Source organism: Planctomycetaceae bacterium, from assembly GCA_041398825.1.
Taxonomy (GTDB): Bacteria; Planctomycetota; Planctomycetia; order Planctomycetales; family Planctomycetaceae; genus F1-80-MAGs062.
The window spans coordinates 615,630-630,446 of sequence record JAWKTX010000002.1 but is presented as its reverse complement, the minus strand read 5'-3'; the positions used below and the strand labels follow the sequence as shown (position 1 = coordinate 630,446).

The window sequence follows — 14,817 nt, the reverse complement described above, 5'->3', positions numbered from 1 at the left end:
CGAACGTGAATTGTTGGTTCTTCAGTTCAGGTTTGCATGATGGAACCGAGCGCGGATTTGTTCGACACGGGAGCGATTGACTCCCAGATCGGACTTTCCAACACGTGATGCGGATCGCACCTGAATGACACCCGCTGCGTCATCGAGCAGGAATTCCACATCGTCGGGGAACCGAAAGATTCGGCTGCGGAACACCGCATACAGGTAGTCTGGCCTTTCATCGATGACGGTGGCCCCGGGCATCTTCGACACGATCTCCCGCATGCGTTTCAACGGTTCCTCGCAATTTTCCGGAATAACGATGGCTTCGATGAAGTGCAGATCATCACTTGCCTGACTGCACACGCAATTGGGTGATTTCGGACAGTCGGACAGTCGGCCATTGTTTGGACCAATATTGTGCGGTGGCTTCGCAGTGAAGCTCAGGAATCCAAGCACAACCACCGGAGTCAGTAGTATCCCCATGAAAATGTAGATCATCGATCTGAGCCTGTGTTTGCCTGATGGTTGTGTCGAACTCAGTTTGCGGGGCTGGCTATCGGTTACTGCCATGGCTGACTTACTTTTTGTGCACGCGGATCACAAGCCATACTGGCAGGACGTCACAAGCTGGTATGACATCGCCAAAAGCCTGAGCGTAGGGACTCCTGTTGCCACAGACGGACTACGAACTTTTCGACAGTGTGAAGTCTTCACCCGGATTCAGCACAACAGGCTGGACGCCTGTTTGATGTCTGATTTCATCGGCCCAGTTTTCAACGTCTTGTTCTATCAGCGGAAACGTATTGTAGTGCCCGGGAATTACGGAGGTCGGGCTCAGCATTCGTACCGCTCGAATCGAGTCTGTCGGCCCCATCGTGTAGTTATCACCGATCGGCAGAATGGCGACATCCAGACCTTCTTCTCCAATAAGCGTCATATCATAAAACAGGCCCGTGTCGCCCGCATGATAGATGGTACCATCAGTCGTTTGCACAAGGATTCCCGCTGGGTTCCCGCCGTAAGATCCATCCGGCAGCATCGAACCATGATGAGCAATCGTGAGTTTGACCGTCCCAAACGGGAAAGCGTGACTGCCGCCGATGTGCATTCCATGAACGTTCGGCACCCCCTGCCGCAGAAGCCATTCGCAGATTTCGTGATTCGAAATCACAACGGCCCCGGTGCGCTTTGCGATGGCAATGGTGTCTCCAACATGGTCATCGTGACCGTGTGTCACGATGATATAGTCCGCTTCGATGTCATCAGCGCTGACGGCAGCCAGCGGATTGTGTGTGAGAAACGGGTCAATGAGTATCGTTTTTTCGTCGATGCGAATCTGAAATGCGCTATGTCCGAGAAATGTCAACGTCGTTGCCATGTCCGATTGGTCCTTTTGAATCAGCAAACAAACGGTCTCTTAGCTTAGCTGTCCGTTGAAGAACCGGGACAGGCACGCAGGACCACTGGAAACCATCGTGTTTTCAGGTTTCCTGCGCGAGCCCGTTTTGTCAGCAAGCTGTCAGGTTAGCACCGCATTCTTACAGAAGGACTCCGTCATCCGTCTGACAGTAATTGAATCGAGTCATTTGGGTTATCGGTGTGAGTGTTCTGCATCCGGAAACGCACCGGTCTGCACTTCACGAACATAGGATTCCACGGCAGCTGTCGCGGCTTCACGCAGCTGACCGTAGTGCTTCAGAAATCGCGGCTTGAAGTTCGGCGTCAGCCCCAGCATGTCGGGCCCCACCAGCACCTGACCGGTACAATGAGGACCGGCTCCGATGCCGATCGTCGGAATACTGATCGTTTCCGTAATCTTCCTGGCAAGATCTTCCGGGACGAGTTCAAGCACAATCCCGAATGCACCAGCATCTTCCGCAGCGCGGGCATCGTCCAGAAGCTGCTGTTCGTCGCGTTGCACCTTTCCCATGCCGCCAAGCTGCCGTACGGCCTGTGGACGCATACCCACATGAGCCATGACAGGAATTTCAGCTCGACCAATTGCCTGAATGGTGTCGGCCTGGATAACACCCCCTTCCAGTTTAATGGCATCCGCACCGGTCTCTTTGATGATTCGACCGGCATTCTCCACGGCCTGAGCGGTGCTGACCTGATATGACATGAAAGGCATGTCAACAATCACCAGTGCTCGCTGCGTTGCGCGGACCACCATTTCCCCATGATAGATCATCTGATCGAGAGTCACGGGCAGTGTGGTGTTTCTTCCCTGAACGACCATCGCCAGGCTGTCACCTACCAGAATGCTGTCAACGCCCGCGGCATCCAGAATTCCGGCCCACATGGCATCGTACGCTGTCAGCATCGATAACCTTCGACCACTGGCTGCAGCGTCGCGAAACGCCGGCACTGTCATTTTCCTGATGGTCATGCATTTAGTCCTTTACCACCGGGTTGCTGAGAGTTCCGATGCCCGCAACCGTAATGTCTACGCGATCCCCGTTCTCCAGAGTGAAGTTGTCATCCGGAACAATGCCTGTACCGGTCATCAGGAAAGCGCCCTTCGGAAATTCATTTTCACGATAAAGCCATGTGGCAAGATCGTCCAGCTTTCTGTTGAGTTGAGCCAGTGACGTCGCCCCTTCGAAAACAACTGCGTTGTTGCGACTGATTTCCAGACGAATTTCTACAGAAGGCAGATCCAGCGGCTCTTCGGCCAGCAGAACACAGGGCCCAAGACCCGCACATTGTCGGTACACCTTGGCCTGAGGAAGATACAACGGGTTTTCCCCTTCAATATCTCGGGCCGACATGTCATTGCCGATGGTGTATCCCACGATTTTTCCAGCCGGATTGATTACCAGAGTAAACTCTGGCTCGGGCACGCTCCATTCACTGTCGTGCCTTACCCGAACAGGCTGACCCGGGCCCGAAACACGCGACAGGGTGCCTTTGAAAAAGAGTTCAGGACGATCGGCGGAGTAAACCTTGTCGTAATGCGAAGCCCCGGATTCTGACTCTTCCATTCGAGCCACCTGGCTTCGCTTGTACGTGACGCCGGCAGCCCAGACTTCCTGCTGATCAATCGGAGCCAGAAACTGAACCTCGCTGAAGGGAATGGGATGAGTCCCCGGCTTCAGCAGAAAGCGTGCAAGCCCGCCAGGATCCGCTGAATGCAGTACATCAGACAAAGAATGGCAATTGTCGACCTGCGAAAGATCCAGCGGCTGAACCGTGTCCTTATGAACCGCGGCGATGGCCGGAGTTCCATCCGCCAGACGAATGTTTGCAAGTTTCACAGGAGTTGTCCTTTGATGAAATGGGCGATGAATGATCGGACTGAAGTATTTAAGCCTGGCTGTTTGTTGTGAACGCGATCGACACGATAACCGGAGGCTACAGCACGCAGCAGCAACACATGGACGGAATTAGCGGACGGGACGGCAAGAACAGTCTTTACTTCCCGCGGATCATCCTGCGAAGTATGGACAAACATTGTGATCGCGTCAGCCAACCGATCTCAGCCAGTGCAGAGTTCGTTCGAAGTCTGGTGGGAATGGTGCTTCAAACTGCACCTCTTTTCCACTCACCGGATGCCGAATCGTCAATCGATAGGCATGTAAAGCCTGTCTCGCAATCAACACGTCTTCATCGCTGCCTGCCGAACTGCTGACCGCACCATCTGTCTTCCCGTCGCCCAGAACCTGCGATTTGCAGAACGACGACTGCCCCATGTACAGCTTGTCGGCAACGATGGGAGTACCAATATGCAGCATGTGAATTCGTAACTGATGGGTTCTTCCTGTCGCCGGGTGCAACTCCATCAGAGCAAATCGGTTCAGAAATGTTTCGCCTGTTTTATAGAACGTGACCGCTTCGCGAGCATTCCCACCTTCCGGGCAAACCATCATCTTTTCACGTACCCGTGGATGCACACACACGTGCGTTCGAATGTAATCCGAATCCAGTTCCGGGACGCCACGGACAATCGCCCGATATTCTTTTTTCACTTCCCGACGTTCGAACTGCGAACTGAGCTTCTGATGAATCTGATTGTCTTTGGCAACCAGGATCACGCCACTTGTATCACGATCCAGCCGATGCACAATCCCCGGCCGATGACGGCCTGCCACGTCGCTCAGCTGGTTAAAATGAAACTGCAGCGCGCCGGCAAGGGTGCCACCGTAGTTTCCTTTTCCCGGATGCACGATCATGTTGGCTGCTTTGTTCAAGACAACCAAATAGTCATCTTCGAACAAGACGTCGAGCGGAATATCTTCGGGCGGTATGTGACTTTCTTCTGCGTCCGGCAACTGCACCCAAATACGATCATTGACGCGGAGGCGTCTGGAGGGACGCGTGGCCAGTCCGTTGAGCTTGATCGATCCCGCTTCTATTCCCTTTTGCAACTGCGCTCGACTGTGATTTGCGAACAAGCGACTGAGGTAATGATCCAGTCGCCATCCATGCGCACGAGCCTCAACCGTTAAGGCCAGTGGTTCGACGGCCTGAGACAGCACGGCCGACAAATCGCCAGATTCAGCAGCTTCATCGTCGCAGAGCCCATCGGGTTGTTCGATGGGCTCTGGCGGAAGGAAATGATCATCGTCGCTCGAAGGGCTGGTCATTCGCCAGACTTTGGAGCGTCCGACGCGGGCTCTGCCGGGGCGTCTGGTTTCGGAGCGTCCGACGCGGGCTCTGCCGGGGCGTCTGGCTTCGGAGCGTCTGACGCGGGCTCTGCCGGGGCGTCTGGTTTTGGAGCGTCCGACGCGGGGGCAGCCGGGGTGTCTGGCTTCGGAGCGTCTGACGCGGGCTCTGCCGGGGCGTCTGGCTTCGGAGCGTCTGACGCGGGCTCTGCCGGGGCGTCTGGCTTCGGAGCGTCTGACGCGGGCTCTGCCGGGGCATCTGGCTTCGGAGCGTCCGACGCGGGCTCTGCCGGAGCATCTGGCTTCGGAGCGTCTGACGCGGGCTCTGCCGGGGCGTCTGGCTTCGGAGTATCTGACGCGGGCTCTGCCGGGGTGCTGGTAGCAGGCATCAATCCGCCAGAAAGATCCAGTTCCGGCAGTTCGAATGCATTCGGTACGTTTGGAACGGCCGGTTTGTCCTGAGGAAGCAGAAGGTCATCGCCCGGCTTCGGATCCTGAGCGTGAAACCATGCGTAGAACGTCTTCGCATCCGGACTCTTCAGACTTTCAATCCGGCTTTCCGCGTATTCTTTATACACTTCCGAATCTGGAAATTCTTCGATCAGCTTCTGCCAGGCTTTCGTGGCATTGCTGATTGCGGTTTCGCTACCGTCGTTACGGCATTCGATCAGCCGAGCCACCCCCGCAAGCACACTTTCACGCACATCCGACGGGATATCGCTTCGATCGATCAGTTGATCGTATGCCTTCTGAGCGGCCTCCAGTTCTTCATTCGCGGTCGCTCGGTCCGAGAACATTTTGTTGACGGCACTGTTCATCTGCAGTTCGGCCTGCCGCAGTCTCGCGCGAATTCCAATTTCACTGCTGGAAAATTTGTCGGCGATGTCGCGGAACTGTTCCACGGTGCTTGCCTGAAGCAGTTCCATTGAAGCGGGGGCCGTGGGAGCAGGCCTTCGCTGGATGTAGACCACCAGGGCTACGACAGCGAGGATGGCCGACAACCCATAGATCAGGGTGGTTCCGTAAGTGTCAAACCAGCTCCGCGATTCGCGAAGAACCTTGGCCAGTTCTGTTTCTTCCGGTTGATGAACGTAGTGCTTGTCGGACATGTTCGAAACGACTTTCGGGTCGATGGATCACAGGGTCCCGTCGAACGTTACGTTCAAAGAACCTAACGCCAGGAGGAGCGTGCAGTAAGCAAAAACCCGCAGTTACCAGACTGCGGGCAGGAGACGCAGTATAAAAGGCGTCTGGAAATTCGGTCAAGTTGTGTGAATCGTTGGTCGGATCTGGAAAAAAAAACACGTCAAAGCCGTTTTTCGAGCAACTCGGGCTATCTTTCCCAATGCCCCCTCCATTGCCGAACTGACATTTGGTATCCGAGCAAATTGCTTGCTTCATTTCGATTCAACTGGGATTCCTTCGGCAAGCGAAGCCCTGTTGGCTTCGATAAGCAATCCTGACCACCAGCATCACAATTTGTTGGATCATCCTCGTAAACTCCTGTGAAGGCAGTGGTTTGTGGCGTTAAATCTGCAAGACATTCTGGAATCAGAATCGCTCCCGACGCTTCCTGAGGTCGCGCGACGCGTTCTTGAAATTGCGCAGCAGCCTGAACCGGACATGGAGGAGCTGATTGCCGTCGTGAAGGCAGATCCTGCGATTTCCGCCCGGATACTCAAGACGGCCAACTCCGCATTGTTTGGAGTTCGCTACAGGGCGGCATCCATCGAATCTGCAATCCCGCTGCTGGGACTGAATCTGGTTCGCATGCTGGTCATGGGTTTTGCCTTGTCAGCGGCCCGGACTTCGCGAGCTTCCACCGTGAAACCCTGGTATCAGTTATTGTGGAAGCAATCATTGTTTCAGGCTGCTTCGGCCGAAACACTGGCTCATTATGTCGCGGGAGCAGATCCTGCGAACTGGTTCCTAGCGGGCCTGCTTCAGGATGTAGGACGTCTGGCCATGTTGTCTGCTGACGAAAACACCTACATCATGGAAGTGTTGAGCTCGCTGGACGATTCGAAAATTGAGGATCTGGAACGATCGGCTTTCGGGTTCAGCCACACCGATGTCAGCATGCAGCTTTGCGACCGCTGGATGCTGGGCGACGAGTTTGTCGACGCCATCGCAACTCACCACGATACAAGCGACTTTGTCATGGCGGGTGATAAGGGTCATCCAACGCTGGCAACAGCGCTGAAAACATCTGCGATTGTCGTCGACTACTTCGAAAAGGTGGTGAGCGATCGATCCTGTAACCGCCAGGTGCTTGATCAGCTGTTGATGCTGGTTTTCGGAATTGCCCCGGACGAAATTACTGAAACGCTGGCCGACATCGATGCGCGCGCCACGCAGATTGCTGCGATGTTTTCGGTCGATATCGGAAGCAATCGATCTCTCGAACGCATCCTTGAAGATGCCAATGAATTGTTATTCGAAATTGCAACACAGAATCAGCTTCGGTGCCTGAACATCGATCCCGGCTCGACCGACAAATCGCAATGGAAAGATGAGCTAACGCATGTCTACGGGCGCAGTGTACTAAAAGCAGCCTCGACGGAGTACGATCGAACCATCCGTCAAAACCTCAGCTCCGGCGTTGTCTTTGTGGATATCGACAACTTCGGCAGCCTGAACCTGCATCACGGCGAATCACTCGGTGACGAAGCCCTGCGACGCATTGCTTCAGTTGTTCGCCAGGTCATTCGACCAGACGATTTCGTAATCCGATTTGGTGGTGATGAGTTTCTGATTTACCTTCCAAACGCAACGCCGGAACTTGTCGCGAGGATCTCTCGACGACTTCACAAACGCATTGCAGAGATTCGACTGTCCTGCACCGAAGATATTCTGATTTCGGCCAGCATTGGTGCCATAGCCGTAGCCGCGGACAGAAAAGCAGGGAACCTGGATCTGGTCACGAAAGAAGCACAGAAGGCCACGCAAAAAGCACGCAGCCTGGGTGGCAATCAATGCGCCGTATTCCTGCGAACGAATGGTAAGCTCACGCCGCTTCAGGCAGCGGAACCATGCATTGCGTAGAGCAGCCTTTCCCCTGCCTGGCTCTGGACTGCAAATTTACCCAGCCAAAGACACTTGAGTACACCTGACAAAAGCATGTCGGAGAAGAGTCAGGTCTCCCGCTCGAGCCAGTCCCGTTTTCCAACTGGCTGTCAGGTTAGCACTATTCGGAGAATCCAAGCTTGCCGAGCCATCTGCGTTGGGCTGAGCCGCGAACCGCAGCGATGTTTTCCATCGACAGTGTGCCGTCATGATTCACGGTGTACCCAAGCTGACGAGCGTTGTTTTCGACCTGCTGGCGAGCGTATTCAAGTTGAGCGGCTTGTCGAGCGATCCGTGCACGCTCAAGTGACAGTTCGAGTTCACTGAGTCGAAGCTGCTCGTCCACTGCCTGCAGAGTTCGATCCACTCGGAACGCAAATTCTTCCGGCATTTCATGCTGCATGGCCTGCAGTTGATCAATACTCATGATCTGGCCGTTCGACTGCTGGCTTCGTCGCAGCCGATTGATCAGCGTACAAATGAATCGATCGCGTTCGTACACAAGGTCTCGAAGCTCATGTACGTCCAGTGTTTCGACATCGATCGTCGATGGCGGTTCGAGTGGCTCTTCAACTTCGGGAAGAACGAACTCCTGCGTTCTTCCCGGGTCAACCGAAGAGAACGGAGAAGGAACGTGTTCGTCGATCGGATCTGGCAGGGCGAGTGAATCAGAAACACTGGTTTTACAAGCGGAGCTTTCACCCGGATCAGAGTCGCCGGATTCTGCCAGCAGCGCGCGGCGAATATCGTCCCACGTCTGCTCGCCCGATTCAGACATGGACTGCGGGGCCGCAACTTCCGCAGACGAATCAAAAACCGTGCTGTCGATACCGCTCAGGTCCGGCGCATGCAGTTGAGTCTGTGATTCGCCGGTCGCGTCAGAAGACTTTAGTGTTCGCCGGATACCATCCAGAATTCGACTTTCGAATTCGCTGAACATCGACTCCAGCTGAGACGATTCGATGCCACCACCGGACGAAGAGGTGAAGATTGCTTCCGTTAAAGTACGGATAATCTCACCCTGACTGCTGACGGCGTTCGACTGCGCTTCCGTCAACTGTTCGACGGCACTGCCCAGCCGCGAATTGACAGACTCCGAAAGCGCTGCAATGTCGGACCGCAACGATTCAATTCGCTCGGTCAGCGTGCCAGTATCTGCGGGAGCCTGAGCAGCAGAATCCAGTTCAGATTCCAGAAGCAGGCCCAGTTGCAGTTGTATTTCCGCAAGCTGATCGCCGATTTTTACCGTTTCGCCAGGATCTGTTGACACGTTGTTTCCAATCCGCGGTTTCAGTCATTCCGTTGTTCAGCACCTGCAGAACCGCCGCCCAGCAAACTCAGAACTGCGCGACGATGCCGACGTTCATCGCCGACATAGAGAGAAGTGAAAGGGAGCAACGGATGTGCCCGAATTTCAACATTCCCTGAGCAAAACCTAGCATGGGAAATGGCGATTCGAGAGATTGAGGCCAATGCAACCACAGGATTCCTCCGTCATCCTGGAAAGAATATCGGAATTAGCCAGAAGAATCGGATTCTGCCGATAGGGAGGTTCAGTCGTTCAGGGAGCCCTGCGACGTGCAGCGATGCGTAATTGCCCTCTGGTTTCGGGAATCCATTGATGAATACACAGCATTCCCGGTTTTGACTGACAGGTTGATGTGGTATCCTGTCGCTCTGTTTGAAGCCCTCCCCCACTGAATGTCAACTGCGATGGGAGACGGACACCCCGGTATGCCTCTATTAATTCTGCAATCTGAAGTTTTCCCAGGCGGTCGTCTGGTCCTTGCTCCAGTGGATCTTCCGTTGACTGTCGGCCGCAGCCATCGAGCCGACGTCGCCATTCCCGATCTGCTTCTGAGTCGCATCCACGCAGAATTCCGGCTCCATGAGAACGGACAGTTTGAGATTGTTGATAACGAATCAACAAATCTGACCATCGTGAACGATCAGGACATCGCGCACGCCTTCCTGAAGTCCGGCGATCGAATTCTGCTTGGCGAGACGGAATTCGTTGTCACAGTCGACCATTCCGCCGACCATCCCGTACCGGCAGAAAATCCGCACGAAAAGACCACCCGCGAACTGTCGGCTGTTCGTGTCAGGCCCGATTCCGCAGCCCAGGACCGGTCCGTCTGAAGTGGCTTCGCCCGCGTCCTGCGAAATCAGATTCGTCCAGGCGCGCTGCCATCGTATCCGCCGGAAGACAAGGAGTCGCAGCGTCCAACACAGATCGAGCCAATCAAGTCGTCTTGTGGCAATTCATCGAAATCGGCATGATTCGCTGGTTCTTCCTCACCGGACTCAATTGTGTTGGGCAATTTTTGCCGAATCGGGACAGGGACCGGGGAAAACTGCGGCAGGATGGCCGCCTGGTTGTGCGATGGCTGACCCTTTGAGGGGATGCAAGGATGCGTTCACCGTCTGAAAAACTTATTCGTGTGCTGTCTGATTCCGGCCTCTGTTCTGCCCGGGAACTGGCGGATTGTGAGCCATTTGTTGCTCAACTCAGCCGCGACCTGCCCGATTTTGACAGCGTCTGGCTGGATGCACTGGTTCAGCGAAGACTACTGACCCCCTGGCAGGCTCAGCAGATCCAAACCGGCCTGTTAAACACCGTGACCGTCGGCCATTTGATTTGCCTCGATCAATCCGGACGCAATTCCTTTGTGGCTGCTGATCGAGGTGTCCGGGTCTTCTATCATCTGCATCGGATTTCAAATCCAGTGCGTCCGACAACCCACCCGGCACCGCATCCATCAGCGAAACCCAACGCCAAATGTAACTGGGACGCTTCGGGAGGAGAGGTCGATCGACAAACGGCAGCCCCTGTTGCCAGGATTTGCGACCTTGTCCGTTCTGTGGCCGGCAAGGCTTCTCAGGCGCCAGGATCGCTGATCCTTCCACAGGTCACGATCGACGCAGAGGATGGCAGCGGAAGCGCGTGGGTAGTCAGCGAATATGCAACCGGATGGTCGCTTGAAGAACTACTGATCCGAGGTGGTCGATTTCCATGGCCGGTGGTGGCAGAAATCGGACGTGAACTGCTGAGTGCACTTGAATGGCTCGAAACACAGCAAATGCGACACGGTGAGATCGTCCTGAGGAATGTTCGAATCACCACCGGAGGCCGGGTCGTGCTGACAGACGCATTTCTTCGACGACACCTCACCCCTTTTGTAACGCTGAGCGATCAGTTGACGCTTCGAGACTGCGACGGAATTTCTCCCGAACAAATCGGCTCCGGTCGCCCGGCAGATGTACGCAGCGAGCTTTATGCTTTGGGCTGCCTGCTGTGGCAATGTCTGACATCCCGGCCAGTCGTCCTGAATGCCGATCCCGTGACACGCCTGCGAAAGCTGGGGGAACACGATGTAATTGACGTCCGGACGTGGGTTCCCGACTGCCCCGAATGGATGGCGCACAGCATCATGGCAATGACGCGGCGTTCTCCTGAATTACGCCCCGCAGTGGTCAGTGATGTCCTGAAGCTTTGGCGACATCGCGTTAAGTCAGGCCTCAGCCAGTGTCGCGTGATTGCCAGAAAAATGCCCGATTGTTCCGGCAAACACCAGCCACCTGTGCGACGTCGACGACTGGAACCATGGACCGCAATTCCAGCGCGGTCGGTCATTCCTTCGGCTGAAAACAGTGGAGAAACAGCTGGTGGTCGTGCCACTGTAACGATGCCGTCAACACACCGTGGTCCCGGACTAAAAAACAATGCCGTTGATTCGATCAATCATGCCAATGATCCATCAGCAACAAAGTCGGCGGTGAAAATCACTTCGACAACCGTTCGAAAGTCACCTCCGCGTCGAGCTATCCGGCGCACTCCGCGCTGGCCAGCGCTCGCCGTGGTCGCTGCGGTGCTGTTGATGATGCTGACAGCGTTTCAGGAATTTGGATTGACGACCCAGCCCTTGTTCTTCGGTCCAACGGCGGATGCAATTGCGCTGTCCGACGGAACGCCAGTGCCTGACGAAGACGTGTTTCCAATGTCCGCCGACGCTGGAGAGGCTGCGAGAATGCTTGACGGCTCGCCGGAATCTCCCCAATCCAACTGGCTTTGGCCGCTTCCACCACTTGATGCATCGGGAACAATCCAACTGGTTGCCGGTCGACACTATCTGGCATCTGACATCTCCAGCGCGGGCCTTGTGCAGATTGAGACTCCCAATGTCACCAATGAATCTGCGCCAGTTTTGACAACGCGCGTTCTCCCTGCCATTGTCTATGTTCCGCCCGGACGTCACTGGTCGGTGTCTGCCGATCAGGTGATGATGCGTGGAATACAAATTCAAGGCATATCTGCGCGGTCAGTCTCGCAATATCGCGTCGCCGGAACAACAGGGTCTCAGCCGATTCCATCTCCATTACCCTTAACGGGTTCGCAGGCCGCATTGCTCGCGGCCAATACGTCGCTTCTGGTGCTTGAACAGTGCTGGCTGAGTGGCGATGAGAATCCAAAAGAATGGTCATGCGTGTCCTGGACAGCGCCAAAGTCGGCAAACGGCATCAGCGATCTGAATGATGCCGAAGTATCGACGGGGCCACAGTCAACAGAGTTGCTGCTTCGTGATGTCGCTATCACCGGAGCGGGTTATGGAATTCGTCTTCAACAGCCGCCCACCCGCTTACAACTTGACAATGTCCTGCTCAGGACAAACGTTTCCGGAATTCGCTGCGATGTCAGTGACCCTGACGGCGAATCACTTCCGATCAGCATGAATCGAGTGACCCAGCGAACAGGCGCGAGTCTGTTGGATGTCGTCGTTCGAATCGAACGTCAGAGAACTCTATCCGATGAAGAATCAGGCAACGGCGATGACAACGACAGCCAGCATTCGGATAGTCAGACTCTGGACGCTCTTCACGGTCGCCGTCACGGGCGGAGAATCCGTTCTGACACCGCAGGTTTCGGTAATTCGTCTCGCTTGTCCGCAGTCATGGCCGGTTAATCGATTCTATGCCCACTTCGAACTGCCTCGCACCGGCAACGCCATTATCGTTCCACCGGAACTGAAGACTGCAGTCTGGTACGACAGCAGTCTGCGCGTTCATCGAAATGGGCGATGAACAAGTCCTGGCACAGAGCCTGTTGATGGCCAAACCCGTGTTCAGGATTCCAGCGAGCTCTGTCGTTGAAAGTCAGGGTCAGGATCCTGAGGCTCGGGGCGAGATGATGAAAACGATGCTCGATGAATCAATTCTGGCAGACTACGAAGGTCCCAAACTGACCCCGCAGATGCCAGGCATTCAGACTGCCGGTATGCCCGTCTGGCATTGATTCTGTGGTTAGACCGACGGTCCTTCACGGTGAAATCCATTCGCTGAAGGCGAAGCGGGCATCTCTACAGGGAGTTCTGCGGAGGAGGTTGGTGCATCCGGCACAGGGATCTCACGGCCTCAGAAAATCCGGCAAAACAGCGAATTCCGGTTTGATCCAGGGCTGCGATTCCGTTTCTGATGGAAGATGGTCTTCAATCACAAAATCGCCTGGCTGTGCGAGTTTTCGAGCGTAGCGACAGCCGTGTAAGTGTGCTAACTTTCAAACCAGCCAGAGATATTGACAGCATCTGTTCTGAAACATCCCGCAGACAGAACACGAAGGTAACTGAAGAATGGACGAGCGAGAAAAAGCAGCTCAGCAGTGGTTCCGAAAAGGGACCGAAGCAATGAATCACCAGAACTGGGACTTTGCAATTGAATGCTTCAGCAACAGCGTCAAGCTGTCGCCCGGAAACGTGATGTATCGCCAGACGAAACACGGATGTATTCGAAAGCTGTACAACGACAACGGTACGGGTGCTCGCATGGGCACAATGAAATTGATGGGGCCGCGTGGCAAGATCAAGAAATGCCGAATGCAAAAAGACTGGAAGGGAGTAGACGCCGCAGCCGAAGAAGGTCTGCTGGTGAACCCATGGGACTCCGGACTGTTCTACGACATGGGCGACGCCAATATTGAACTGGATCAACCGGAGATAGCCAAATACGCCCTTGCAAAATCGGTGGAACTGGATCCGCAGAACACAGACTATCTGAAGAAACTGGGTTACCTGCTTCGCGATCGACGCGACTATTCGCCCGCCATTTCATGCTTTCAGCGAATACTGACGATCAATAAAACGGATACCGAAGCGCGGACGATGCTCAACAAGCTGCAGGCAGAATCTGCAATGGATCGCGGCGGGTACGAAAACGCCGAAAACACGCGTGACGTGAAACAGGAGCAACCCCAGCAACCTGTGAATGCCTACGAGGAAGATCGACGGGCTCGAAAAGGCCAGACCGGACAGGCAGCTCCCGGTGAATCTGTGGAAGCCGACCTGCAGCATGCCATCCGAAAAGCTCCCGATGATCTGAACAACTATCTGAAACTGGCCGAACACTATCGAACAGCACGCGACCTTCGTAAGGCACAGGATATCCTGACGAAGGCAGTCGAAGTCTCCAACAATAACGAAGACATTGCTGAAATTCTTGAAGACGTTCAGCTGGCGATGCTGAGAAACGATCTGGCCGTTGCAGAAGATCGTGCTCGCAAGAATCCATCCAAAGAACGCATCGTCGAAAAAGCAAAAACACTGAAAGAAGAACTCATCGCGCGAGAAAAGGATATCTTTGAACGTCGCATCGTTCGTCACCCAAACGATATGCCGATGATGTATCAGCAGGCCGAACGCTATAAACATTACAAGGAATGGTCGAAGGCAATACCGCTGCTGCAAAAGGCGGCTTCCGACAATCGTGTTAAGACAGACGCTCTGGTGTCACTTGGTTACTGCTTTCTTCGCGATGGCAAGGCGGACCTGGGACGCCGACAACTCGAACGTGCCCTGGAAGGCCTCAGCGAAAAAGATAAGCCAGATGCGTTTCGACAGGCACATTACTGGCTGGGACGTATCTACGAACAAGCCAGAAAGACGGAACAGGCTGAGCACCATTACCACGAGATTCTGGGCGTCGATTACAACTATCGCGACGTTCTGCAGAGACTGGAATCTCTGCAGGGCGGCGAAGCGTCCGATACTCAGGACGAATAATCGCCGCTTCAGCAATCGTGTCCCGGGCGAATCGCTTAACTGTGAACGCCGAACTGTAAACGCCGAACAGTGAATCGCTTAACAGTGAATCGCTCAGCGTAACCGCACGCAGTCAG

The 14,817-nt window shown here is 54.8% G+C and carries 13 protein-coding genes; 5 read left to right on the top strand and 8 right to left on the bottom strand.

The annotated features are described in order from the left end of the window. Positions 1 to 21 precede the first annotated feature (21 nt). From R3C20_06285 to R3C20_06255, 7 genes are all read right to left on the bottom strand, one after another. Positions 22 to 552, bottom strand: a complete 531-nt coding sequence (locus tag R3C20_06285; GenBank protein ID MEZ6040093.1) for a DUF1499 domain-containing protein — start codon at positions 550 to 552, stop codon at positions 22 to 24. A 112-nt stretch (positions 553 to 664) separates the two neighbouring features. Then, entirely contained in the window at positions 665 to 1,360 is a 696-nt protein-coding gene (locus R3C20_06280) for a metal-dependent hydrolase (GenBank protein ID MEZ6040092.1), read from the bottom strand. Positions 1,361 to 1,573: 213 nt separating this feature from the next. After that, positions 1,574 to 2,371: a 3-methyl-2-oxobutanoate hydroxymethyltransferase gene (gene panB / locus R3C20_06275; GenBank protein MEZ6040091.1), complete on the bottom strand. Its 798-nt coding sequence runs from the start codon at positions 2,369 to 2,371 to the stop codon at positions 1,574 to 1,576. Between the two features lie 4 nt (positions 2,372 to 2,375). Next, positions 2,376 to 3,239, bottom strand: coding sequence for a fumarylacetoacetate hydrolase family protein (locus tag R3C20_06270; GenBank protein MEZ6040090.1), 864 nt, complete (start codon positions 3,237 to 3,239; stop codon positions 2,376 to 2,378). After that, positions 3,236 to 3,436, bottom strand: coding sequence for a hypothetical protein (locus tag R3C20_06265; GenBank protein MEZ6040089.1), 201 nt, complete (start codon positions 3,434 to 3,436; stop codon positions 3,236 to 3,238). The genes R3C20_06270 and R3C20_06265 overlap by 4 nt, the downstream gene beginning before the upstream one ends. 10 nt (positions 3,437 to 3,446) lie before the next feature. Next, a complete protein-coding gene (locus R3C20_06260; GenBank protein MEZ6040088.1) occupies positions 3,447 to 4,568 on the bottom strand; it encodes an RluA family pseudouridine synthase in 1,122 nt (373 codons plus the stop codon). Beyond that, complete coding sequence (locus R3C20_06255) at positions 4,565 to 5,695, bottom strand: hypothetical protein (GenBank protein MEZ6040087.1); 1,131 nt, start codon at positions 5,693 to 5,695, stop codon at positions 4,565 to 4,567. Before R3C20_06255 ends, R3C20_06260 begins: the two co-directional genes overlap by 4 nt. Positions 5,696 to 6,107: 412 nt before the next feature. Between R3C20_06255 and R3C20_06250 the strand changes: the two genes are divergently transcribed. Then, a complete protein-coding gene (locus R3C20_06250) occupies positions 6,108 to 7,631 on the top strand; it encodes a GGDEF domain-containing protein (GenBank protein ID MEZ6040086.1) in 1,524 nt (507 codons plus the stop codon). A gap of 142 nt (positions 7,632 to 7,773) precedes the next feature. On the opposite strand, the gene R3C20_06245 is transcribed toward R3C20_06250, so the two are convergent. Next, a complete protein-coding gene (locus R3C20_06245) occupies positions 7,774 to 8,922 on the bottom strand; it encodes a hypothetical protein (protein ID MEZ6040085.1) in 1,149 nt (382 codons plus the stop codon). A gap of 464 nt (positions 8,923 to 9,386) precedes the next feature. On the opposite strand from R3C20_06245, the gene R3C20_06240 reads away from it, so the two are divergent. From R3C20_06240 to R3C20_06225, 4 genes are all read left to right on the top strand, one after another. Beyond that, entirely contained in the window at positions 9,387 to 9,791 is a 405-nt protein-coding gene (locus tag R3C20_06240) for an FHA domain-containing protein (protein ID MEZ6040084.1), read from the top strand. A gap of 272 nt (positions 9,792 to 10,063) precedes the next feature. Beyond that, complete coding sequence (locus tag R3C20_06235) at positions 10,064 to 12,613, top strand: protein kinase (GenBank protein ID MEZ6040083.1); 2,550 nt, start codon at positions 10,064 to 10,066, stop codon at positions 12,611 to 12,613. Positions 12,614 to 12,720: 107 nt separating this feature from the next. Next, the gene (locus R3C20_06230) at positions 12,721 to 12,942 is read left to right on the top strand and encodes a hypothetical protein (protein ID MEZ6040082.1); all 222 of its coding nucleotides are present in this window, start codon (positions 12,721 to 12,723) and stop codon (positions 12,940 to 12,942) included. Between the two features lie 334 nt (positions 12,943 to 13,276). After that, entirely contained in the window at positions 13,277 to 14,701 is a 1,425-nt protein-coding gene (locus R3C20_06225) for a tetratricopeptide repeat protein (GenBank protein MEZ6040081.1), read from the top strand. Positions 14,702 to 14,817 lie beyond the last annotated feature (116 nt).